Genomic DNA, 23,595 nt, shown 5'->3' on the forward strand with positions numbered 1-23,595 from the left:
AGCGCATTTTCTATGAAGAATTTAGGAAATCGTTATCACATATCCGACTAAGGGACTTTCATTCCAGGGAACGAACAGGGAACCATCTTAGCAAGAGGCCATCACACCACGGTGATTCCCCATGAACGATACCACACCGCTGCTGTACCCAATGGAGCGCGAACAGCTTCGGGCCGAATCAACCCTCGTCGTGACCGTGAAGTCGTCTAGTGAGTTCCACGACGACATCACCGACGGAATCGAGGCGCTCGAACAGGGCGACGCGGTGGATTCCACGCCGACGCTCTCGTTCACGAGTTACGACGATTTGATGGAGACACTGACGCCGCGCGTCCTTGGCCTCATCGAAGCCATCCATCGGGAAGAGTCAGCCAGCATCAACGAAACCGCACGGGTCGTTGACCGGGACGTGAAGAACGTCCACGAGGAACTCAGCCGACTCGCTCAACTGGGCATCATTTTCTTCGAGGAAGACGGCCAGAGTAAGCGCCCGGTCGTCTGGTTCGACGAGCTCGTCATCAATCTCCCCTCCGACCCAGATACTGGCGACATGACCACTGCCGCGCCGTGAAACAGCCGGTACATAGGTTTGCGAACGAATCGTATGTTCCGACGTGAGGGATTCGAACAGGGAGATGTGAAACACGCCGAAAAATACAGTATTCTGCGTACCCACAGATATCTGTATGCCGAGTATCACCGTCAATGTGGACGACGATCTCAAAGAGCGAATGGAGAGGCACCCAGAAATCAACTGGAGTGAGGTCACGCGGCAGGCAATCCAGGAGAAGATCGAGACGCTAGAAGTGATGGACGAACTCACCAAAGAAAGCGAACTCACCGAGAGTGATGTGCAGGAGATTGCTGACCAAATCAACGAGAGCGGACGTACGGGCGTCGATGAGGAATCCGCGTAGATACGACGGATGAGGCTGGTCATCGACGCCAACATCGTCATCTCCGCACTCATCGCTGACTCGAAAACGCGAGAACTCATCGTCACGCTCGAACCAGACCTGCTGACACCCGCGTTTGTCCACGACGAAATCGAGAACTATGAAGACCTGATCGTTGAGAAGTCCGGAATGGAACCAGACCGAGTGGAACAGTTTATCGAACTACTGTTTCAGTACATCGAGGTCGTCCCTGTCAACGAGTTCTCGTCAGCCATCGAGCCAGCAGACGAAGCAATCGGCGACACTGACCCTGACGACGTACTCTACCTCGCGTGTGCAGTCGCCACCGATGCAGTCATCTGGAGTGATGACTCCGACTTCGACGAACAGAGTCTAGTTACGGTCTATTCCACGAGCGACGTCATCGGCTCATTCGATACGCTCTAGCCCGGCTAATTCTCACGCGGGGGTGACAAACTTCGACTACCGCTCGCCACCCCGTAATAAACACTGTTAATGTCTGTTAACGGTAAATAATTATACACGCGCGGATGTTGACTCTCTATACGAGCAGCATGGAATCCGCGGCTGACCGCGGGGAGAAGAAGGAACTCCGGATGGAGCACCCTAGCGGGTGGCTCTACCTCACGCAGCACGACGCCATCCCGATCCTCGTGGATGCGTTGCTTGATCTTCCGCCGAACCGCGAGTTCAACAAAACTGAACTCGCAGAGCACGCCGGCGTCACACGCCAGACTGTTGGCAACTACACTGACTTTCTGCTTGAGGTCGAACTCATTGAGGAGGTTCCGAACACATCTCCACGTCGGTACCGGGTTGCAGACAGTAACGTCGTTCGAGAACTCTTCGAGTTGAACAGCGCGCTCAACAACGTCGGCGACGAGTAGCAGTTGGAGGAGTCGGTGCCGATGCTCGTTATACTCACCTATTGCGGCGAACGGGCAGTAGGTCCTTGGGCGGACTTCTCACCACTCGCCGTCAGTGGCACACTGGTAAGCTTGCTCCGATTGGTCGGTGAGCGTCTCCCAGTCGAACTGTTGGGCGCGTTCGAGCGGATCCCCCGGTGAGCGTCCGTCGTCGAGAAACTGCTACTGACCGTTCGACTAGCTTCCCCAAGCGCTTGTATACATTAAAAATATAGTATACATATGGGCTCGATCTCCGTACGCGTCCCCGACGACTTAGAGGAGGAGTTAGAGAGATTCATCGACGAGGAACGTCTCGATACGAGCACGGCGATCCGAAAACTGCTCTCGGAAGGACTAGAAGAGTGGCGAACGGAACAGGCCCTCGAACGGCTTGAGCGCGGCGAGGTGGCTTTCAGTAAAGCAGCCGACATCGCGGGTGTGGATACGTGGGAACTCGCCCGCCTCGCCCGCGAACGAGACATTTCGTGGATCGGCGATGACCACCTCGAATCCGACCTCGACGACCTCTAATGTTCGTCTTTGACACGACGCCGCTCATCTACCTCGCAAAAGCAGAGCGACTCTCTTTGCTCAGTCGTCTCGATGCATCTCGACTGATTCCTTCTCGATACGATAGTCCACGACGCACACTTGACGATTGAGGTTCCGCCGAAACGCCTATTGGTAAGACCAGCGTATTACGTTTATATGTCTGAAGCAGCTACAAACGACGATGGCGGAGACGACATTGCCACGGTGAACTTCAAAGTCACCGAGTCGTTCCTCGAACAGATAGACGACACGTGGCAGGGGCGGGGGTTCAACAGCCGGAGCGAGTTCATCCGGTACACGCTTCGGGACGCCGTCGAGTTCCCGATATTCGACCGCGACGAACTCGTCGCTCTGCTCGAAGCCGAAGAAGACATCCGTAAAGGTCGAACGACGAGTGCCGAGGAAGCCCGCGAGCGGTTCGGCACGAGCGATGAGTGACGACGGGTGGACGTGGGAACTCTCCTCGACGGCCGAAGACGACCTCGACAGACTGTATCCCGCCGACCAAGACCGGATACTCGATGAGCTCGATGAAATCGTCTCCTCGCCGTACCAGCGAGCCGATAAGTGAGGAGCATCTGGGGATGCCCACCTAACAACTGTTTTACGAGGGCTCTGTCGTTACCTCATCGAGCGCTTCACGAACACGCTCGTCGTCACTCTCCCCGTCAAGGTACCACCGTCGCCGCTGGGAGTCTTTGTGAATATTGGAGAGCCCTTGTCGGCTGATCGAGAGTGTCTTAGCGACGGATCGGTACGATTCACCGTCTTCCAGTCGTTCGAGTGTGTCTACGAGCTCGAAGTAACTGTCCTCCCCTCCATCGGGCTCAACGATGGGCTGTAGGTATCCCTCATCGTTGCGTCGGAACCCTGCAGGAACGTTTCCGACCCATTTTCCTTGGTCTTTCGCTCGCTTCACGCCGGCTTTCACGCGTCGGATCAGCTGTCGTCGCTCTTGCTGATACACCATACCGACGATGTCAGCGACGAACCGACCGGTGCCGTCCGGTTTGACCTTCTCGACAGCTCCGTCCGTGATGTGAATCGTAACGCCGTGTTCCTCACAGGCGTCGAAGAATTCCTGCAGCGTTGCACCGCGCCGAGAGATCCGGCTGATCTCCCAGACGATGACGTGGTCGAACTCGTCGTTTCGGATCGCGTCAAGGAGAGCGTTGAATTGTTCGCGCTCGTCGTTCGATCCGGATTCAATATCGACATACTGTTCGACCCTGTCTTGGGGGAGGTCATACTCGTCGATGTACCGGGTGATCGAGTCGCGTTGGTGCTGGTCGTCTTGTCGTTCTGTCGAAGGGCGAATGTACGTTCCGACTTTCCTCGCATTCTCCATATCTAACTTACCGCCTGTTGAACTCTTAAAGTTCGGATGTTGGTTGCAGGCTGCAAGCAGGCATGTGCCTCGTTACAGGGGTGTTCACCTGAACTCGACTCGGTCAATACTGTCGAACACTTCCCGCCACTGGTCGGGCATGTCGCTACTCGTATACTCGCCGTCGTTCGCTCGCTTTAGGACTTGGCGAGCTTCCGTGTTACTGAGGGTCGTGAGGTTCATTTCGCTGACCGCGTGTTTCCGGGACCGTTCTGTGCTCATCACACGATCTTCTCGTATCGCCGTGTAGACGTAGTACCAGAACCACATGTCGCCTTCTTGCTCGATTGATTCCGCCGATGGACTCGACGCCTCAGGGGATGCAAAAAGTCGCTCAGCGAGTGATACCCCAGGGAGTGTTGCGACCGTGTTGAGGAAAGCCCGGCGTAACATACTCTGTCGACAGAGGATGAGATACAAAACCCTTCCCCCAAGTGCAGTGACACCGGAATCTCGAACTAATCACAGAGGACTGCAAAATACTGATACCTGTTGGTGATTATCCGATTACACTCTACTGTGACTCTTCTTGGGGAGTGACCCTTAGTTAGGGACAGGGGACATTCGCACTCACTCCTCGAAGGATGGCTCCGATCTATCTTTCGACGTGATCATATTCCATGTTCGATTCGCGTCCTTCACAGTCGTCTGAGCAGGCTGATCGAGGAGTCGCCGACCGCGGGCGGTGAGATCATATATTTCTCCCTCAGACGTGACTGCTCGATCCAGAAGGTCGAAGAAATACAGCTCGTATAGAATCCCCTGTGTCGCGTAGAGATTCATCCCGATCCGATCTGCCGCTTCTCGTGGGGATATCCCGCTGTGGTTCTCCAGTTTCTGGAGTAAGTCATGCGCTTGTTCGGTCACGACCACGATATCGCTCGGAGTAACTTCCTCGTCGGCTTCCGCTGATAGCTCACGGGACAGTTCGACAGCTGATTCGACGAGCTCGCCAAACAGTTCGGATTGCCGACGTTCGTACTTCTCCTGTTTCGATAGGACGAACTCTCCTTTCTCCGTCGTGACGTGCATCCCGGAGTTCTCGGCTGGGCCGGGTTGTTCAAGCAACCCCATCTCGCTGAGTTTCGAGAGTTCTTTCGAGATGTAGTTCGGTGACTTGTCCAGCGCTGCGGCGATGTTCTTGCGCGTTTCACGGTTGTCGCTACAGAGGTCGAGGATTCCCCAGTCGGTCTCTGAAAGCTCCATTAGCAGTTTCCTGTACCCCTATTGTAATAGTTATTGTGTTCTTCTTCACCTATCTATTACTACGGTAGATGGAGATAGGTTTACTGGGAAACTTTATAAGTAGCGGAGCCATAGCGGGAGGTAGTCATGATTCAACGAGACCGAAGACGGAAACGACGGCGGAATAGAGGGATTTTCTCGCACCATTGCCCCTCTCGTCGTACAGCACGAGGTGAAAACCGTCTGCAACAGGACTCAACGTACGCGCTGAGTCTGCTAGAAGACCGGAGAAGTCACTCAACCTTGGGAGGAGCGATGAATGGAAGCAGCGGTAACACCTCTAATATTGTCGGCCAGGAGTCAGATAGTAGGGGGTGGTTGGTGTGAGCAGCCAGCAGCAGAACGAAGAGTCCCAAGAGAACTCACTAGACGGAGACGGAACTCCAGAACTCCGAACCATCGCGGCGCGGCTAGAGGCTCACTCGAAGCGGATCGAATCTCTCGAAGACGAACGTGAGGACGTGGGCAAGGAATACGACGCGCTTCGTGGCGAGGTCGAAAAGCTCCGACATGAGAACGAAGACCTTCGGGCGGAGATCGAGCGCTTGGACGCGCGAACTGACTTGCTGTCTTTCGTCGAGAACAGCGACGAGATGACGGCGAAGCAGCGTCGTATCGCGCTCATTCAACATCTGAAGAAGGCGGCTGAGAAGGAGCGTGAGCGCGGCCGGGATGCGAAGGCGTCGATGAATAAGGAAGAGGCTGAGGCGGCGCTGAAGTACCCCGACATCGACCGCACGACATTCTATGACGACCTTCGGAAGGCACCACGTCTCATCGGGATGAACGACGTCCTCTGGTACGAGAGCAACTCTGGCGGGGAGAGTCGGCTGAAGTTGAACCTGGAGAATGGTGATCTCCCTGGCGACGTCGTCGGTCACCCTAGGAGGAACGGAGGCGAGTAACTGTGGGGGCCCCACAACACCTCGGAGGTGGGAAGCCCCCGCCGACGGAGTTGGTCTCAGACGATACCCTCTGAGGCCTTAGGAATTGTACGGTAGAGGCGGTTGTAAATAAAGGTCGGTTAGCTGACGGTATGCTTGCTGACCGCTCGCTCCGCTCGCTCCGGTCGAGGAACCGCACCCCGGCAAGGGTGTTGTGGGGCTCCAACAAATCGACATGAGAGCAGAACACCACGATATCACCGAACGTCTGATAGGATTCCTCCGGGACTACTACCGGGAGGAAGTTGCACAGCTCGCTCAGCACTACCCGCGAGAACAACGCTCACTCCAGGTAAGCTACGATGACATCTTCCGATTCGACCCCGATCTCGCGGACGACATCCAAGAGCATCCGCGAGAGATGCTGGAGTACTTCGAAGAGGCGCTCCGACTGTACGACCTGCCCGTGGACGTCAGCCTCTCCGACGCCCACGTCCGCATTCACGACCTCCCAGACAATGATGTTCTAGATGTCGCGGAGGTTCCGCGTCACGAGAACATCGGGAGGCTGCTGGGGATTCGCGGCCAGGTCCAGAAGGTCAGTGCAGTGAAGCCGCGCATCGTCGAAGCCACCTTCGAGTGCCAGCGCTGCGGGACCCAGACGAGTATCCCGCAGGCCGGCGACCAGCTTCAGGAACCGCACGAGTGTCAGGGATGCGAACGACAGGGTCCGTTCCGGCTCGACTCGTCGGCCAGCACGTGGACCGACCACCAGTTCGCCCGCGTTCAGCAGCCGCCCGAGCGCACGAAAGGCGGTGAAGGCGAGACCATCGATGTCCATCTCGAAGACGACATCATTCAGGAGTTCGACGCCGGTGATCGCGTCACCCTCACCGGTGTTCTCGACATCGAGGAGCCGGGGAATGACCAGACGCGCGACTTCGACACCACCGTAGACGGGCAGGCAGTCGTCCGAGAGGAGAGTTCGTACGAAGATATCGACGTCTCCGAGCACCTGGATGAGATCGAGGCCATTGCCGCCGGCGAGCATGGTGACCCGTACGACCTGCTGGTTCAGTCGATCAACCCGGAGCACGAGGGAGACGAGGACGTGAAGCTCGCCATCGCGCTCCAGATGTTCGGCGGGTGGTCCCGCGGTGGGCAGAAGCGCGGGGACTCCCACATCCTCCTGATGGGTGACCCTGGTTGCGGAAAATCGACCTTCCTTCAGGCCGTCGATGAACTCGCACCGCGCTCGACGTACGCCTCCGGAAAGGGGGCCACGGCGGCGGGGTTAACCGCGGCGGCGGTAGCCGACGACTTCGGCGACGCCGAATGGGGCCTCGAAGCCGGTGCTCTCGTCCTCGCTGACGGCGGCGTCGCATGTATCGATGAGATAGACAAGGTCAACGACAGTGTCGTCTCGTCACTCCACGACGCCCTGGAGAGTCAGCTGGTCCGTATAAACAAAGCGGGCATCAACGCGACGCTGAACGCCCGGACGGCGCTGCTGGCGGGGGGAAATCCGGAACACGGACGGTTCAACCCCTACCAGCCGATTGCTCAGCAACTCGACCTCGGTCCGACGCTGCTGTCTCGGTTCGATCTGATGTTCATGGTCTCCGACTCGCCCGACGAGGAGGCCGACCGAGAGGTCATCGACCACATGATGCGGTCCCGGCGGGCGGCGGCGAAGAAGGAACTCGGTGAGAATCTCACCGAGGAAGAACGGAAGAGCATCGAGCCGGAGATCTCCCGCGAGACGCTGCGTGCATACATCGCCTACGCGAAGGAAGAGGTGACGCCGTACCTGCGGGAGGCGGAAACGGAGGCACGCGAGTACCTCCGTGAGGAGTTCCTGAAGCTCCGTCTCGCCAACGCCGACGAGGATGACAACCCAGTGCCGGTGACCTACCGACAGGAGGAAGCCATCGAGCGCCTCGCTGAGGCGTCTGCACGAGTGCGTCTCTCCGACGAAGTCCGGCGAGAGGACGTGGACCGTGCCCTCTCACTGGTTCGGACGTCGATGGAGCAGGTCGGCATCGACCCCGAGAGCGGGCAGTTCGATGCGGACGTCGTCGAGACGGGGCAGACCAAGAGCCAGCGCGACCGGCGGAAGCAGGTTCTTGCCGTCATCGAGGATCAGAACGGGGCGACCGTCGAAGCGGTCACGGACATCATCGACATGGACGAGGCGAAGATCGAGCCCGACATCGACTCGCTGAAGCAGCGCGGTCAGATCTACGAGATAGACGGCGAACTGAGGAGGTCGTAACCTTGACCACGCAACTCACCAGCGACTGGCACCAGAAGGTCCAAGGGAACGGCCGACGAGTTCGTCGAACTCCTCGACCACGTCAACGCGCGGACGCTTACCCTGTCCCGCGACGACGCCGAGGACTTGGTCGTGGAGCACCGCCACGAGGAAGGGCCCGCCACGTCGAGGAGATAGCGACATCGGAGTTCTGGCAGCAGTACACCGCCAGCGCAGTCTCCATCCACTGTTGAACCATCAGGTGGATTCGAGGGACTTTGAATCGCTATTCGTCTCTTTCCGGCACCCTATCATCCTTTACAACTTGTCGCGCTCCCCCTATGTTTCGTTCCATCTCTGTGACTCCGCCCATAATTGCATCCAGACCGCCCCAAAGAACGATTCCGATAGCGGTGACAAGCAAAAGCGCCGCCAGAAGTATCCTCATTATCGACATCCTTTTGCAGGTATTGAACTTGGGGGGCTATCAAATTCACCACTGAGGGCCGAACTTGACCAGGGAGCTTCGGGTAGATGATACACGTTTCACCGTCTTCACCAAGAAGATGAGGTGTATGGATGTATTGACTCACCTGTTTCTCCCAATCACGGTTGCTTATGTAGTTCGGCCAGATCTCTTTCCCTCACCGTGGTATTTTGCGCTTGCAGTGTTCGCAGTTCTCCCTGACTTCGATAAGTTACTCGGCATACCGGGATTGCTTCATTCGGTCTTTACAGTCGGCACTATCGGTTTGGGTGTTGGGCTCCTTGAGCGGCGATTCTCCGGAACCACAATATATGCAACAGTAGCGACGGTGTTTCTGTCCAGTCATCTGCTATTGGATCTCCTTGACGGTGGACCTGTTACGTTCTTGTACCCGATTATTGAGACTGGCGTGGGACTGAAGAATCCAACACAAATCGTGTTCGGTGATACTGTACAGGATGTTGCTGTCCACAATCCGCTCCAACGTGTCCACACTGGCGCAACTAACTCAAGCCGAGAAGCGTACTCACTGGTGAATGGCTACGGAATACTGTCGGCACTCGTGTTTGTGACAGTGTATCTCGGGATTGAGTCCCGACGCCGCTACAAGGATCGATAGATATGGAATCAAACACCCTCACTTACTGTCCTACTTGCGGCGCTGCGCTTGTCGACAAACAGATCGAAGGGCGGACACGTCGATACTGCCAGCAGTGTGAGAACCCGATTTACCGAAATCCAAAGCCGTGCGCGGGGGTACTCGTCGTTGACGAGGGCGATTTGCTACTCGTGAAGCGCACGCAACCCCCTGGTGTTGGTGCGTGGAGCGTCCCTGCGGGGTTTCTGGAGTACGACGAGCCTCCTGCTTTCGGTGCTGTTCGAGAACTCGAAGAAGAGACTAGTATAACGGCTTCAGCGGAAGATCTGGAACTGTTTGAGACCGCGTTCGTTACTGCGGGCGAACGGGCGAACGTTCTCGTCATCATCTATCGCGTCGAACGAAGCGCGACGAAAGGAGACCCCGAACCTGGCTCCGACGCAGGCGATGCTCGGTTCTGGGAGATGGAGGCCTTTGAGAGTGAAAATGAACAGGTCGAACCGGGCTACGAAGAGATTTTTCGGCGCGCTCGAAGGCTCTGAGGGCTACTCCGTGAGCATCTGATAGTAGTCGTCAATCGATTCGTCCACGGTGAAGTTCTCCTCAAAGGCCTCACGTGCATTCTTCCCCTGTTTCTCAACGAGTTCAGGGGTCGATTTCCAACGCTCGATGGCGTCTACAATACCGTCCACATCTCCCTGTGAGACGTGAATCCCGGCGTCGAACTGTTCAACAATTCGGGATTCGTCGTCGTCTGGTTGGGCGATTGTAAGGACAGGTTCCCCAGTAGCCATTGCGGTGTAGAGTTTGCTGGAGACGCAGATTCCCTCAAATCCTTCCTTGACTGTGACGACCGACACATCCGCAGACGTGAGACTGTACGGGAGGTCATCCCATGGTTGGTACGGGAGGAACTCCACCGTATCGCCTTTGATGTCGAGTTCTTCGGCCAGCGAGACGATATTTGATTTGTTGTCTCCCTCGCCGATGATGAGGAAGCCGACATCTTCGTCCTCGAACTCGGCAGCAGCCTCGACCAGCGTTTCGAGGTCGTGGAAGTCGGCGATGTTCCCCGAGTAGAGGATTGTGAACTGATCGACGAGTCCGTGTTCCTCGCTGAACCAGTTATCCTCCTTTTCCATCGGCTGGATGAACTCCTCGTCCTCCCAGTTGTGGATGATTTTGACCTTGCTCTCGTCGAACTTGGGGCCCGCGTTGCGGCTGATTCGCTCCTTCATCACGGGGCCGAGCGCGACGATGTGCTTCGCTGCGAGGAAGGCACGGCGATTCATAACATGCCAAACCCTATCTATAACCCCATTCTCCACAATATAATCGAGTTCTACCGGCTGATCGGGATACAAGTCGTGAACGATGTACGTGTAATCCCATCCGCGAATCCGGCAGACCAGCCACATAGCAACCGGAAGGAAAGGTGGGTTCGAAACGAAGACAACTTCTCGTTCTTTGTCAGTCTGGCTGATGAGCAAGACAAAGAACATCCAGACTGTGAAAATGCCCCAGTTGAAGAGGCGACGAACGAGAGACGACTGACGAAGTTGTGGCGCTCGTATGCGCTTGACGGGCACCCCTTCGTGTACCGTGTTTTGGGGTTGCTTTTCGTTGTCCCCGCTGTGGTAATTCGGTTGGCTCGTGAGAACTCTTAGATCTAACCCTCTATCCCGCAATCCAACGGCTAGGTCCGTTATCAGCTGGCCGGTCGATGCAGTATCCGGATGAAAATACTCGGTGATCAGCAGAAACTCCTTGTCGGAATCAGTCATTTAGAGTGGAAAGGGTTACTCGACAATCTCATCGCGGTGATTCTCGTACCATTCAATTGTCTCCCGAAGTCCTTCTTTGAACTCCGTGGAAGCTTCCCAATCGAATTTCTCCTTTGCACGGGACGTGTCCAGTCGACGACGCGGCTGGCCATCGGGCTTCGACGTGTCCCAGCTTATCTCTCCTTCAAAGTTAGTGAGGTCAGCGATAAGGTTGATTAGCTCCTTAATGCTGATTTCCATCCCGCTACCGAGATTGATGGGTGTGCTCTCATCAAGTTCTTCGGTTCCTCGAATGATTCCCTCTGCTGCGTCCTTCACGTAGAGGAACTCTCGGGTTGGCTCTCCAGTTCCCCATGCCGTGATGGAGTCTTCATTGTTCTCTCGGGCTTCGACGCATTTCCGAATAATAGCTGGGATGACGTGACTCGTCTCCAAGTTGAAGTCATCACGGGGCCCGTAGAGGTTTACCGGCATCAGGTATACGCTATTGAAATCGTACTGCTTTCGGTACGCTTTCGATTGTGTGAGGAGGGCCTTCTTCGCAATTCCGTATGGGGCGTTCGTCTCCTCAGGATAGCCATCGAAGAGATTCTCCTCTTCAAAGGGAACGGGAGTGTGCTTCGGGTACGAGCAGATGGTTCCCAGAATCGTGAACTTGTCCACGTCAAACTGACGTGCCATCTCCATGAGTTCGATGCCCATGATCGCGTTGTCGTAGAAGTAGCGTCCAGGGTTATCACGGTTCGCGCCGATGCCACCTACTGTAGCGGCGAGATGGATGACTACGTCTGCCCCCGAATCGGTGAACGCTCGGCGAATGTCTGCCTCTTCACAGAGGTCGTATTCGGAACTACGAGGGACGAATATCTCGGCGTTCGGCGCACGTTCTTTAAGTTTTTCAATGAGATGGCTTCCAAGGAAGCCCGCGCCCCCAGTCACCATCACCGTTCGACCATCCCAGAAATCCTTACTCATCGCCAGTCCACCCGTCCGTACCACGATTCCTTATTGTTCGCATACCAGTCGATTGTTCGCCGGATGCCTTCTTCCCACGAAACCTGCGGCTCCCAGCCAGTTTCTTCGTTAAGTTTCTCGAACCCGACGAGGAGTTCCTCAACGTCACTGTCGCCCGGGCGGTATCGCTCTTCCTCCTGAACGATTTCTGGATCTTCCCAGTAATCGTGTTCGGAACCAACTTGGAGAATCTTTTCAGTCCAGTCACGCATCGAGATATTTTCTCCGTAACCGTACACGTACTGTTCACCGGGATTCCCTTCGAGCGCAACGTGAAGATGGCCTCGAACACCGTCCTCAACGAAGCACATGTCACGTCGGGGTTCCAAATTGCCGAGTTCCACGATATCACGTTCGAGAGCCTGGGTAATGATGGTCCCCGTGATGTACCGGGGGTTCTGTCGTGGCCCGTAGTTGTTGAACATCCGAGTTGTGACAGTAGGGAGGTCATATGCGTCGTGGTAGTTCATTGTGAGGAAGTCCGCTGCCAGTTTTGAGGTCGCATATACACTGGTGGGATTGACGGGGGAGCGCTCGCTAAGAAGGACACGTCCGTCGTCACCAACCTCATGTTTGTCCTTCATCTCTTCTTTGATGTTGCCGTACTCCTCACTGGTGCCTGCAGTGTCGAATTTATAGATATCTAAGTCAAGATCCACGATAGATTGGAGGAGATTTAGTGTACCATTGATATTGGAATCAATGGTTTCGTAAGGACGTTCCCATGACTCTCCTACGTGGGCCTGAGCTCCAAGGTGAAAAATAATGGAATCACCATGACCTTGAAGATGAGATAGTGCTTCCTGCACGGAATGTTTGTCACGAAGGTCACCGCGATGAACTGTGATTTCATTGGTCCGATGGCGGATATTATGGAGTTCCCCACTTGATGTGGCACGGACAAAAGCATGGACATCAGCTCCCATTTCACAAAGTGTGTCAACAAGGTGTGACCCAACGAATCCATCTGCCCCGGTCACAAACACGGAGCGGTCACGGAGTCGATCTTCGACATGCATGTATAGTTCAACGGATAAGTGATATCTGTAAGAACCTTTCCATTGACTCAGCTCTGAGTAGATTATAAATAACCAAGGTCTTCCAGACAGTCCTCAACGTCTGTTTCCATGTCTCCCTGCAAAATTCAGATGAGCTCACACCGAATCTCAGCCCCTTCCAGTTTCGCTGGCGAATCTTACGCAAGCCATGTTGAGACACTCGAAGAATTCGTTCGAATCGGCCTCTGACTTACCAACAACATACTTTATATGAGTGATTCACTATTATACTGATTCACAGAACTTTAGTTAAACAACTTATTCTACTGGTTATTGCGATTGGGGGTCTATACCTTTGTTCCTATCAAATTTGTGCTCTTGAATCCTACTTCAATATTTTTTCCACAAATCTATCAACATAGCGCTCCACAGAATGATTTTCTATAGCGTATTGATAGCCGTTACTTGCAATATTCATACGATCTTCTCTCGAATAAAGTAGCTTTTTAATATAGTGTTCCCATTCATCCTCTGTTCTTGCAAGATACCCGTTACGCCCATGATGGACTACATCTTCATATGCCTTGTATCCTGATGCGACAACAGGAACCTTAGTAGCCATCGTTTCCGTGACTTTCATCGGGGATTTTCCGTTCATGAAAGGATCGTTTCCATCCAATGGAAGGGCCGCAATGTCAAATTCCCACATTTCTTTCACTACTTCTTCTATAGGACGCCAACTATCAGCACCGTAATCAACAAGAACGTAGTCTTCCAATTCAGAAAATAATGACTTTATCCTATCATCTCCCAAATAATTGACTATTTTAAATTTAAAATCGTGCTCCTGTGCGAGTCTCAGCAATGGACCTTTTATTATCTTTAGATTTCTAAAATGAACCCTTGCATCTCCCATCCAGCCTATTACCGGTAGGTTGTTCTCTTCCTCACTATGATCTTGGTTTGGCGGAGTAAATACATTAGTATTGATTGGAGTTGGGTTATAGACGGTATTCTCGTTTCTTTTTAATAAAGAATTGTGTAAAGTCTTTGAAGGCGCCATCACAAAGTCGCTATTCTCTATTAGCTTATCTGAGAATAAATACCCTGGATGTGGGATGGGGGATTCCCCGACCGTTCTGCTTGTCTCAAGTGTATCCCCCAGGTCATAAACAATAGTCGTATCTCGCTTCTCAAGTTCAAATACGAGGTTTGAAAGGAAACCTCCATCATTAATTATTACGATAACGTCATAATCATTTCTGAGTATTTTAGCTATAGCTTTCGGTGAGATATGCAAAAAATCTCTGTCCATGATGGTCCAACGATGGCCCTCTAACATCTCCACAGGATATCCTCTTTGTTCAAGCTCTTTAACAGGGAATTCGCCGCGATGAGACGTGACTTGACTCTTATTGTCTGCCTGAGCCAAAAATAATAACTTTTTCATAGTGGTTCAAAATTGGTTTGGGAAAGCACTTGTTGTATTAGTAAATTTGCTATACGAATGAGTTTTGCGCTTGACGAGGGAGTTCCTCTCTATCGCCGAGGGTGTCATAGAACGATTACCACACCTAAGAGCAGGGAGAATGCTGAGATGGTATAAACTCAGCGACCCTGCAGAGCACGAGCCACCAGAGATGATGCGTGGTTTCCTCCACTGCTGCTACAAGGACATCTACGGAATTCGTCCCGTTGAATGAGAGCTTCGGAACACGATTATCTGGCTGAGCTGTGGGTTCGATCGACCGTCGTCGAGAGACGCGGTCGGTCGCTTTCTCACCGGCCTCGAACACGTCGTTGACGAGGTCTTTGACCGCCTCGTCGAGCAGGCCGTGGCGGGCGGCCTGCTCGACTTGACCTACTGCATCAATTCAACTGACATGAGTGCGATACCCGCCGATCAAGATGCGTCGAAGTGCTACGATCCAACCGCCGACGAGTACTACTACGGCTACAGCTGTACGATCGTCTCGACCGGGCCAAAGATCCCGATTGCGACGGAGTTTACCGAGAGTAAGCAAGCGCCAGAAAAGACAGCGAGGGTGTCACGCGTGACGCGCTCGCTGTCGCCAAACCGATACTGGATGGTCGGTGACAGGCCTACGACACGCTCGACTGGCACGACCCCTGCGGCCAGCAGGTGGTCGTGCCAATTGCTCCGTACAACGCGCGAAACACCGACGACCCGAAAGACATCAAGTACAGGGGCGAAGACCGCATCGAACAACACAACGAGGACGTTCACCTCAAGCAGTCCACGTTGGATGAGAAGTACAACCGCCGTACTGGAGTCGAACGAACCAACGAATCAGTGAAGGACTGCGGCCTCGGGCGTGTGTTCGTCCGAGGCCGCGTCCACGCACGAGCGCAGGTGTTTCTTGCCCTGTGCCTTCGCCTTGTCGTCGCTATCACCAACTACGAACGCGGAGACAATCCAGGAAGTACGATCATCACGGTGTGAGAAGAGTTCTATGACACCCTCTTAAATAGAAAGCTATATTCATGATATAGTACGATGGAGAACCGTAATCAATGAGTTCTAAACTAGAAATATCTGCTTGCATTACTACCAAAGACAATGAGGATACTATTGGTGAATGTTTATCAAGTATCGGTGATTTCGTAGATGAAATTATTGTGGTAGACTCCTTCAGCGAAGATAGTACTATAGAAATATGTAGGAATTACGGCGCAAAAGTTATCGAGAAGGAATTCACCGGAATAGCGGATATGAAGCGAACAGCTATTGAAAACGCAAATAATGAGTGGGTATTTATAATAGATTCAGACGAAGTGATTCCACCGAAATTGAAACACGAGATAATAGAAAACTTCGATCCAAATAATTTTGTGGCATATTATATATGGAAAAAGAACTATATGTTTGATTCATGGATACGTGCTTCACACCCTGAGCGGCCACTTCTAGCAAAGAAAAGTGTTATTTATTTCGAAGAGGATTATGTTATGGAAGAACTATCAGTAGAAGACCAATATCGAAATGATACAGCACATCTTTCAAATCCTATTCATCATTATATTTATTCTAATTCTTACGAATATATAATGAAGCATAATCAATACTCCTCTCTAGAAGCACTTCGGCTCCATGACTCTAATCAAATGCACAGTGTGTTCTATCATTTTGCACTGGGGATCGGAACCTGTTGTTATTACCTATTTATATCACGTTCATTATTTGATGGATGGGAGGGGATATTCTGGTCTGGAATGCATATTTGGTTTCAATTGCTTGTTTATCAGAAGAGCAAAGACCTTCGGAAACTGAAGACGGAAAACCCAGAAGACTGGAGAACAGAGTGGTTGGAACAGTGTAAACGATAGAAATAAGATGTAACTCTTAAGAACACCTATGACAATCCTACACACGAAATTACTGACTGTTAGATAATATGATTCGAGTGAGCCGATAACTCACCCTAAACCCATTCTATTCCACCGGCAGTTGTCTTTCAGACGTTTTATGTGCTTAGGATATGATGTTTAACTACCTTTATGGATATTGCGCAGGTTACAACCGCACCGCCTCAAGCATGGGAAACCGGTGGGATTGCTAGAGTGGCATACGAACTTTCAAAAGAGCTCGTAGAACAGGGTAATAGTGTAGATATACTTACTACCGATGCTTACAACTCCGATGAGAGATACCCTTTAGACTCAAATCCAGAGGTGCGCGCGGGCATTAAGATTTTCCGTTATCCGAATATTAGTAATTATTTGGCATCTAAATATCATTTATATGCATCTCCGTCACTTGTAGCAAGTTTCCGAAGACGAATCCGGAACTACGATGTCGTTCATTGTCATGATGTAATTTCTTTTCACGCTCGCCCATTATTGCACTATTGTAACCGATATAATATTCCGTGTGTAGTAACCCTTCACGGTTCTCTACCGTGGCTCCATGAAACCGGTTTGATGGGGAAACTATCTAAACGACACATTGCGATCCCTGTTCTTGATATGGCTGATAGGATTCTAGCACTTAATGAATCTGAGGTGCGTCAAGCTGTAGAACTAGGAATTGATGAAGAAAAGATCTCGATTATCCCAAATGGAATTGATCTCGGTGATATCGAAGACCTCCCTAAAGAAGGACAATTCAAATCCAAGTTCGATATTAACGAATCCACAGATATAATTCTATATGTGGGAAGACTTCATAAATCGAAGGGTCTAGATTTATTAATAGACTCATTTTCAGAATTGGTTGAATCTCAACCAAATTCTAAATTGGTGTTTGTAGGCCCGGACGACCGATATAAATCTGAATTGACGGAGAAAATCATTGACAAAGGGATTAGTGAAAAGGTCTTGTTCACAGGATTTATTGAAGAAGACATGAAATATAAGGCATATACTGATTCTAAATGTTTGATAACACCTAATTTTGACGGCTTTCCAATGACATTTGTCGAATCTTGTCTGTGTGGGACCCCTATAATTACAACTAATCGTGGGGATACGTTAGGTTGGATCGATGGAAACACTGGATACGTTACCGAGTGGGACCAAGTGCAACTAGTCGAATCAATGATAAATATAATTCGTAATGATAGAAAATATGACTGCTTTTCCAATAACTGTAAACAAATAGTTAGAGAAAAGTTTAATTGGGAATCAATTACCTCCGACACATATGAAATATATGAGAGTTTGGATAGGAAAAAATAGGATTTATTGATATTCTTATAACTCATAATCTAGATTTTGCCAACAATTCGGTATCATAGTCAGCACCACTATATGATTGAACCACCACATATTCTGAGGATTTACAACCAGCTGAGCCTACAGCATTTCGAATGAATCCTAAGACCACAGGCCCCCTTGCGTTCGTCTTTAGCTAAGCCTCAAACCTCGTTACGTAGCGGTAGCGGCCGTCTACTGGAAGATCGGAGATTCCTTGTGGATCTTCTCAAGAAGGACACAACGATGGAGGTAGTGCTCAGTAGTACCGCTGCAAGAAGTGTGAGACGTGTTTCAACGACCTCACGGGGACGGTCTTCAAGTACCAAGTTCCCAATCACGGAGATATTCTAATGCTCAAAGAGATACGATCCGTGCCGACCGCATGGGTCGCAGCGGATCTCGGGTGAGACGCGGACGCAGTACTGGATTTTAGCCACCCCGTTCAGGAGATCTGTGGTGAGATCGACGAGATAACGTTCAGCGAGCTGTGTGAAGCTGATATGATCTACGTGACTGCAAGTAAGAAGGTAAACGAGAAAGAGGACGCAGAGGGGAGGGACCGCGGGCTCAAAAAAGGAAGGTAGCTTCGAGGCAGACAAGCTGCCAGTCGTGACGCTCGTCTGTCGGAGCGACGGACCAACTCGTTATCTAGTGTGGGAGGCGCCCGAAGGAGTAGACAAAATCATAGATTATCCTCAATCGTTCTTTTCGTGACTTTCAGTCTTTGGCGTAACGATGTTTTTATCGATTCAACAGTCCTATTTCCGTAATCTTGCGTTTATTTCGGCTAGCAGGTGCTTTTGAGTATTTTCAAAATTTGATTCAGTATTGATTTTTGTACCAGATCGCTCAGAGACGATTTTTTCAATAATACGATGTTGTCTCTCAATTGCTTCGGTAGTCAATTCTGGTTTCCGGTTAAAAATCACTTCTGGGGAGGCATAAAGGTAAATTAAAAGGTCAGGGTGTGGCACTAGGTCACTAAAAATACTATACAAGTGATCGTCAAAGTCTACTCCATTTGGTTGTATCGCATAGTCGTAAAAGTATCTATCCGCAATTATCACCTTCCCTCGATGTAGTTCTCGTAGGAGAGCAAGTCTAAACAAGAGATAGTCAATAAAATAATATGGGATCAATATATACTGATAGGGCCTCGGGAGGGGACTTGGAGCTCCTCTTTGTGTAGAACCTCCAGAAGATGCTCTATGCTCAATCAATGGGATAATAGAGCTTAGATCTGGAATTATATTTGGCCTACCATGAAGGTATTTAGTCTCAACGAACTCATTTTCTAAGTTGTTGAGAAGATGTTCCGCAGTGGTAGACTTACCGGAACCATCAGGGCCGATGAGACTAATGAACGCACCACCCTTCCTCTGAAAGAACTCATCAATATGGTCCTTAATAAAGCCGGTCAACTTCTTTGAGGTAAACTTTGATTGGAAAATATCCCGAAGTAATCGGAAACGATATTTCTCTATCTTCGTAAAATCCCCATCAATAGCTAATTGCAGTATCTTCTGGCTCAACTTCCCGTAAATAGGTATTAATGAATTCTTGAAAGAGTTTGGATCAGATTTGGCAAATTCAGATATCCGATTGGTATACTCTGACTTGATATGTCCGTTTTGAATTATATCCTTCAAACAAAGCACAGCAGCTTCTGCCCCCTTTTCTGGAATGTAGAAGCTTTCTTGGGATTGCCTATTCTCAAGGATATAGTCCGAGTCGATCCATTCCATTCCTTTCCAAGTGAGCGGATACCACATATCAACTTTGACGCCACCGGTACTACTGGAGAAAATAACCGTGCTGAAACAATACCGGTCGGAAGTCTTGATAGCATAGTAGCTATTACTATTTGCGGTCTCTTCGAATACAGTTAAGAGTGATTCAACATCTTGGCGCTTCACTAATATATCGATATCGTGGTCAACCTCCTCTGGTAAAGGTCCATAATTTCTAAGGACAACATAACTAATGTCCTCTTGACTAATACGCTCAAATAGGTCTTGGATGAAGTAACTATGCGTGCTCACTTGATTCCTCCAGAATGTCGATGAGTTCCTCGACTTTCTGTTCTGTTTTTATGTTAAGTTCCTCAACCTGGTTGAGGACACGCTTCTTCTCTGTCGCAAACCAGCTGTCGTAATTAATCATCTTCTCAAATGCTTCATCTACAAATTGTGTATGATCACCGGTAATTAATGTTTCTGAATTACCATAGATACTGGGGAGACCACCTAACGGTCTTGAAAAAATCACACAGCCTGCTGCCATCGCCTCTAAGATCAGAAGAGGAGTGTCTATTGAACTACTAATTTTTCGATATGGCTGTAAGAATACGTCTGCATGTTCCAACTCGGTTCTTACCAATTCATCCACCCGTGGAGTATAACTCTCGAAATCGATATGAGTATAATCAATTGTTGATGAATTGAGATACTCATGTGTTTCTCTTGCTATTTTATCCTCTTCCCAATATGTGCCTATAACTTTAGAATTAAAATTGTCGTATCCTTCTAACTTTTCAATTAATTCTATAGATTCGAATATGCCTTTCCCATCGTCGAGTCTCCCTAAGAATAGTATATTAATCGGTTTCTCTAAAGCATCATTTTTCTCTTGAAAATATGATTCTGGAACGGGAGGGTGACATAAATGCGTCCTTGAACGGAACTGTGAAACTCTCCTCTGGAGTCGTTTTGATATGCATAGAGAAGACCCACCATATGGAGTGAGAACTTTAGAACCAAGATTACCGAGCCGTTCAAATGTATTCTCTGGGTACTCAAGATAGTAGTAGTGGAATTCTGTACTATTTGTCGTCATACAGGTATACATAAACTGCGGAATACGGCTCTTATCTACGTAAAGTACAATGACATGATCATAATCGGATAGATGATTGGTAGCAGACCTAAATTCCTCGAAAAATACTTCACGTATGCTATTTTCATTAGACTCTCTATATTCATCAGAATCATAATACACTGCATCTACTTGATGTCCTTTTTGTATGATCCCTGGAGCGATTCTGCGTACAAGAGAATTGGTCCCCCCGATATTTGACAGATTAAAGGAACCATCCTGACCAAAGAAGGCGATCCGCATTGATGGTTGATAATATGAAGTGAATAAAAATAAAGTTACTCCTTTGATTTACGACAGTGCCACCCGTGGTTAGATAGTCGGGAAACTATTGAATCCGCGTAGGGCGTCAGGATGAGTCGTCCCCCAAGTTTCGATAGCTTCTGGCCGAAAGTAGGCTGGCTTTCATGCATACTCGGATATGTCCAGTTAGTGGCGCTAATGCTTCTAGTTCCGCAGTTTCCTGAAGAACGTGTGAATATCTCTAAATTATCCACCTTACTATCGGTTGGAGTAACCTGATTCCCAAGATACTGTCTAGTCCAGCACATCCTCGGCTGGTGTTCGTCCATCTAGTGCTCGATTCGGCCGATGTCGGTTGTAGTAGTGTCTGAACCGCCGAAACCACCGGTTGCGCTTGATAAACTACCCTTCTAGAACGAGTGAAAGCGGTCGATCCGCATCGCCACGGTTTGGGACTATTTTTCGATGTGGTTCCGCTGGCCGTAGTTGAGGTGACCGCTCAACTCACGCCGAGCAAGGGCAGTCGGATAGCCAACAGAATCAACCATAAACTCGGTGTTGGTGATGGAGGAATGTCGCCGCGGGATCAGTCCCGCGACGGCTGAACACATTGATCTCCAGCAGCAACTTCGACTCCGTGTCGATGGCGGCGTACAGCCACTTCTTGTCATCGACAACCTCGATCTGTTTCTCATCAACCGCGACCTGCGACGGCTCCGTCGTCGTCGGGTCGCTTTGTGCGTCGACGAGCGTCCCTTTCCAATTCCAAACGGCCCGATGACAGCGATCGACACCCAACCATCCCAAGACGGCCTTGACTTCACGCTACGACAGCCCCATTGAGTGAAGTCGAACCGCGAAACAGAGCACGGGTGTCGGCGTCCGCTCATTCTCCCAAGCGTCTTGCTTCTCGATATCTAAGCCTTCTCTGAGGAGGTCTGCGAGTCGCATGAGCACTTCTGCTACGACCTCCTCGCTTCTCAAACTCGCTCAACTAGACAGTGCCTGCTCACTTTTCAATCTGACTTAATTAGACAGTCCCTCCGAGAAGTATATACACTAAGAGTTGCAAATAGAGTTACTAACATAATATGCTCAGACGTCTGAAATCCTGGCATATGGTTATCCGATCTAACCGACTCAAATTGATGATTATAGGTATTAATTTACTCATTGCTGCCTACATACTTCGTTTAATTCCATATCTAAATTATCCATTTGACCCCGCTGGATTCCGATTTATGCTCTATAACACGATTGAACTCACGTATCAACTTGGGAGGATTCCTGTCCCCGACTCGTTACCGTACGCTGCAAGCCACCGAATCACCTTAACAAGCGAGTGGGGGCGGCTGACAACTATTCCAGTTGTCTGGCACGTACTTGGCGCAGATACACTCACCCAACGATATGCGACACTCCGATATGTGATTTGGCAACCATTATTGGTTGTAGGGTCAGTTGTCTTCCTGGCACACCGGTTAGGTCTATCCCCGCAGGAACAATTTATATCCGCTTTGGTTCCGCTATTTGCTACGGCAGAGTTCGTGAACAAGACTGTCTCGGGAATGAACGACACTGGTGCAGGAATAGCATTTTTCACATTCGCTCTAACAATGATATTTGTCTGGAATCAAACAGGAGACCGGAGATACTGGCTTTTATTCACATTTGGCCTTATTTTGACGATGGCATGGGATACGACCGTTACGATGGTGTTGCTATTCACGCTCTTTGCAGGCTTTTTTGTTCTTCGACGACAGACTCTTCTGGCTTTTTCATCGGTCGTTTGCTTCTATTATTTGCTTGCAGGTAGTGACTTTCTGAGGATTGCCATAATCGGTGCCATCTCTTCCCTAACAGGTGGTACTCCACATATTGAGGTTAGTGGAACCTCTATCGGCTGGGACCTGAGTGCCGTTCTTGTCACCATGGATCGGATGCTTACCTTTGCCATTTTGGCAGCTATTTCGATCATTATCCTATTGCAGATTGTATCAGCTCACAGACAAAGTTCTCATGATATTAGGCAACCACACTACCTCCTCCTCACGTTTATTTTCGGAGCGGGAATGAGCATTATAGTATTCGTTATTTATAAAGGCCTATTCGGAGCCGTCTTCCGGCTACCTCGGTATGTCGCCCCATTAGTTTTCGTGGGGGTACCCGTCGTACTGTTTCTCTTTCATAGCCACAGAATTCCAACATCGCGGTTCAGACATTCTATTCTCACACTTGTGGTTATCCTGATGATTGTCTCCCCCGCAGCAATTCTGACAGGACATCCTGATCAATCGAAAACGCACTTCACACATACCGAGGCAACCGGAATAACAACAACACAGCAATATCTTCCTTCCGATGCTAGTATCTACGCCACGCAACACTTGGCACCTACATACGGTGGGACTCACGATCGGGTTATCCTTCCGAATGCAGCTCATCTTTCAAACCAAGACTTCCAAACTACGCTATCCGGTATTTTTCATTCGCCCGGAGGTCAGGAGACCACGCAAGCCCTCTCAATTTTGGAGGATCGATATTTCCCAATCGAGTATATCGCTCTCTCAACGCGAGCATCAGAGGAAGGATTTGGGATCAAATCTGCGGCACGGGTGTTCGAACCAGCTGATGAAGGATATACGAATCAGTACGGTGATAAAGCTAATCGTGTCTATGTGAATGGGGAGCTGGTATTACATCAGGTTCGAGAATAATGAAGACAGATATTGAG

22 protein-coding genes and 3 pseudogenes are annotated in these 23,595 nt (G+C 50.4%); 15 read left to right on the forward strand and 10 right to left on the reverse strand.

The window, feature by feature from the left end:
* Positions 1-121 precede the first annotated feature (121 nt).
* The 7 genes and pseudogenes from ABJD39_RS02135 to ABJD39_RS02165 all read left to right on the forward strand — a co-directional run.
* Positions 122-571 (forward strand): hypothetical protein, encoded by a 450-nt coding sequence (locus ABJD39_RS02135; RefSeq protein ID WP_348611503.1) that lies wholly within the window; start codon positions 122-124, stop codon positions 569-571.
* A gap of 115 nt (positions 572-686) precedes the next feature.
* A complete protein-coding gene (locus ABJD39_RS02140) occupies positions 687-917 on the forward strand; it encodes a hypothetical protein (protein WP_348611506.1) in 231 nt (76 codons plus the stop codon).
* A 9-nt stretch (positions 918-926) separates the two neighbouring features.
* Complete coding sequence (locus tag ABJD39_RS02145) at positions 927-1,343, forward strand: PIN domain-containing protein (RefSeq protein WP_348611509.1); 417 nt, start codon at positions 927-929, stop codon at positions 1,341-1,343.
* A 128-nt stretch (positions 1,344-1,471) separates the two neighbouring features.
* The gene (locus ABJD39_RS02150) at positions 1,472-1,804 is read left to right on the forward strand and encodes a hypothetical protein (protein WP_348611510.1); all 333 of its coding nucleotides are present in this window, start codon (positions 1,472-1,474) and stop codon (positions 1,802-1,804) included.
* 261 nt (positions 1,805-2,065) lie between these two features.
* Positions 2,066-2,356 (forward strand): UPF0175 family protein, encoded by a 291-nt coding sequence (locus ABJD39_RS02155; RefSeq protein WP_348611513.1) that lies wholly within the window; start codon positions 2,066-2,068, stop codon positions 2,354-2,356.
* A gap of 177 nt (positions 2,357-2,533) precedes the next feature.
* Positions 2,534-2,815 carry a ribbon-helix-helix domain-containing protein gene (locus ABJD39_RS02160; RefSeq protein WP_348611516.1) on the forward strand — a complete coding sequence of 94 codons (282 nt, stop codon included), beginning with the start codon at positions 2,534-2,536 and terminating at the stop codon, positions 2,813-2,815.
* A pseudogene (locus ABJD39_RS02165) lies at positions 2,808-2,933 on the forward strand (type II toxin-antitoxin system RelE family toxin); the annotation flags it as partial. The gene ABJD39_RS02160 and the pseudogene ABJD39_RS02165, both read left to right, overlap by 8 nt.
* 48 nt (positions 2,934-2,981) lie before the next feature.
* Here ABJD39_RS02165 and ABJD39_RS02170 read toward each other — a convergent pair.
* From ABJD39_RS02170 to ABJD39_RS02180, 3 genes are all read right to left on the reverse strand, one after another.
* On the reverse strand, positions 2,982-3,725 hold the full coding sequence (locus ABJD39_RS02170; protein ID WP_348611519.1) for a recombinase family protein: 744 nt from the start codon (positions 3,723-3,725) through the stop codon (positions 2,982-2,984).
* Positions 3,726-3,809: 84 nt separating this feature from the next.
* On the reverse strand, positions 3,810-4,157 hold the full coding sequence (locus ABJD39_RS02175) for a hypothetical protein (protein WP_348611522.1): 348 nt from the start codon (positions 4,155-4,157) through the stop codon (positions 3,810-3,812).
* Between the two features lie 177 nt (positions 4,158-4,334).
* Positions 4,335-4,970 carry a hypothetical protein gene (locus ABJD39_RS02180; protein WP_006183591.1) on the reverse strand — a complete coding sequence of 212 codons (636 nt, stop codon included), beginning with the start codon at positions 4,968-4,970 and terminating at the stop codon, positions 4,335-4,337.
* A 362-nt stretch (positions 4,971-5,332) separates the two neighbouring features.
* Between ABJD39_RS02180 and ABJD39_RS02185 the strand changes: the two genes are divergently transcribed.
* From ABJD39_RS02185 to ABJD39_RS02195, 4 genes are all read left to right on the forward strand, one after another.
* The gene (locus ABJD39_RS02185) at positions 5,333-5,914 is read left to right on the forward strand and encodes a hypothetical protein (protein WP_348611526.1); all 582 of its coding nucleotides are present in this window, start codon (positions 5,333-5,335) and stop codon (positions 5,912-5,914) included.
* A 214-nt stretch (positions 5,915-6,128) separates the two neighbouring features.
* Complete coding sequence (locus ABJD39_RS02190) at positions 6,129-8,168, forward strand: minichromosome maintenance protein MCM (RefSeq protein WP_348611529.1); 2,040 nt, start codon at positions 6,129-6,131, stop codon at positions 8,166-8,168.
* A gap of 554 nt (positions 8,169-8,722) precedes the next feature.
* Positions 8,723-9,253: a metal-dependent hydrolase gene (locus tag ABJD39_RS14995; protein WP_431357892.1), complete on the forward strand. Its 531-nt coding sequence runs from the start codon at positions 8,723-8,725 to the stop codon at positions 9,251-9,253.
* Positions 9,254-9,255: 2 nt separating this feature from the next.
* Positions 9,256-9,774, forward strand: coding sequence for an NUDIX domain-containing protein (locus ABJD39_RS02195; RefSeq protein WP_348611532.1), 519 nt, complete (start codon positions 9,256-9,258; stop codon positions 9,772-9,774).
* Positions 9,775-9,777: 3 nt separating this feature from the next.
* On the opposite strand, the gene ABJD39_RS02200 is transcribed toward ABJD39_RS02195, so the two are convergent.
* From ABJD39_RS02200 to ABJD39_RS02215, 4 genes are all read right to left on the reverse strand, one after another.
* A complete protein-coding gene (locus ABJD39_RS02200) occupies positions 9,778-11,016 on the reverse strand; it encodes a glycosyltransferase family 4 protein (protein ID WP_348611535.1) in 1,239 nt (412 codons plus the stop codon).
* A 15-nt stretch (positions 11,017-11,031) separates the two neighbouring features.
* Positions 11,032-11,991 (reverse strand): GDP-L-fucose synthase family protein, encoded by a 960-nt coding sequence (locus ABJD39_RS02205; protein WP_348611538.1) that lies wholly within the window; start codon positions 11,989-11,991, stop codon positions 11,032-11,034.
* Positions 11,988-13,049, reverse strand: a complete 1,062-nt coding sequence (locus tag ABJD39_RS02210) for a GDP-mannose 4,6-dehydratase (RefSeq protein WP_348611541.1) — start codon at positions 13,047-13,049, stop codon at positions 11,988-11,990. Before ABJD39_RS02210 ends, ABJD39_RS02205 begins: the two co-directional genes overlap by 4 nt.
* A 364-nt stretch (positions 13,050-13,413) precedes the next feature.
* Positions 13,414-14,460, reverse strand: coding sequence for a glycosyltransferase family 4 protein (locus tag ABJD39_RS02215; protein ID WP_348611544.1), 1,047 nt, complete (start codon positions 14,458-14,460; stop codon positions 13,414-13,416).
* Positions 14,461-14,542: 82 nt separating this feature from the next.
* Between ABJD39_RS02215 and ABJD39_RS02220 the strand changes: the two are divergent.
* The 3 genes and pseudogenes from ABJD39_RS02220 to ABJD39_RS02230 all read left to right on the forward strand — a co-directional run bounded on the left by ABJD39_RS02220 (position 14,543) and on the right by ABJD39_RS02230 (position 17,726).
* Positions 14,543-15,492 (forward strand): annotated as a pseudogene (locus ABJD39_RS02220) (transposase).
* Between the two features lie 71 nt (positions 15,493-15,563).
* A complete protein-coding gene (locus ABJD39_RS02225) occupies positions 15,564-16,376 on the forward strand; it encodes a glycosyltransferase family 2 protein (RefSeq protein WP_348611547.1) in 813 nt (270 codons plus the stop codon).
* A gap of 171 nt (positions 16,377-16,547) precedes the next feature.
* Positions 16,548-17,726, forward strand: a complete 1,179-nt coding sequence (locus ABJD39_RS02230; RefSeq protein ID WP_348611550.1) for a glycosyltransferase — start codon at positions 16,548-16,550, stop codon at positions 17,724-17,726.
* Between the two features lie 776 nt (positions 17,727-18,502).
* Here the strand turns inward: ABJD39_RS02230 and ABJD39_RS02235 are convergent.
* The 3 genes and pseudogenes from ABJD39_RS02235 to ABJD39_RS02245 all read right to left on the reverse strand — a co-directional run bounded on the left by ABJD39_RS02235 (position 18,503) and on the right by ABJD39_RS02245 (position 21,812).
* Complete coding sequence (locus ABJD39_RS02235; RefSeq protein ID WP_348611553.1) at positions 18,503-19,489, reverse strand: hypothetical protein; 987 nt, start codon at positions 19,487-19,489, stop codon at positions 18,503-18,505.
* 283 nt (positions 19,490-19,772) lie between these two features.
* Positions 19,773-20,861, reverse strand: a complete 1,089-nt coding sequence (locus ABJD39_RS02240) for a glycosyltransferase (protein WP_348611556.1) — start codon at positions 20,859-20,861, stop codon at positions 19,773-19,775.
* Positions 20,862-21,155: 294 nt separating this feature from the next.
* Positions 21,156-21,812: pseudogene (locus ABJD39_RS02245) on the reverse strand (IS6 family transposase).
* A 596-nt stretch (positions 21,813-22,408) separates the two neighbouring features.
* Here ABJD39_RS02245 and ABJD39_RS02250 point away from each other — a divergent pair.
* Positions 22,409-23,578 carry a hypothetical protein gene (locus tag ABJD39_RS02250; protein ID WP_348611559.1) on the forward strand — a complete coding sequence of 390 codons (1,170 nt, stop codon included), beginning with the start codon at positions 22,409-22,411 and terminating at the stop codon, positions 23,576-23,578.
* Positions 23,579-23,595 lie beyond the last annotated feature (17 nt).

Source organism: Halobaculum rarum, assembly GCF_040025155.1.
Taxonomy (GTDB): Archaea; Halobacteriota; Halobacteria; order Halobacteriales; family Haloferacaceae; genus Halobaculum; species Halobaculum rarum.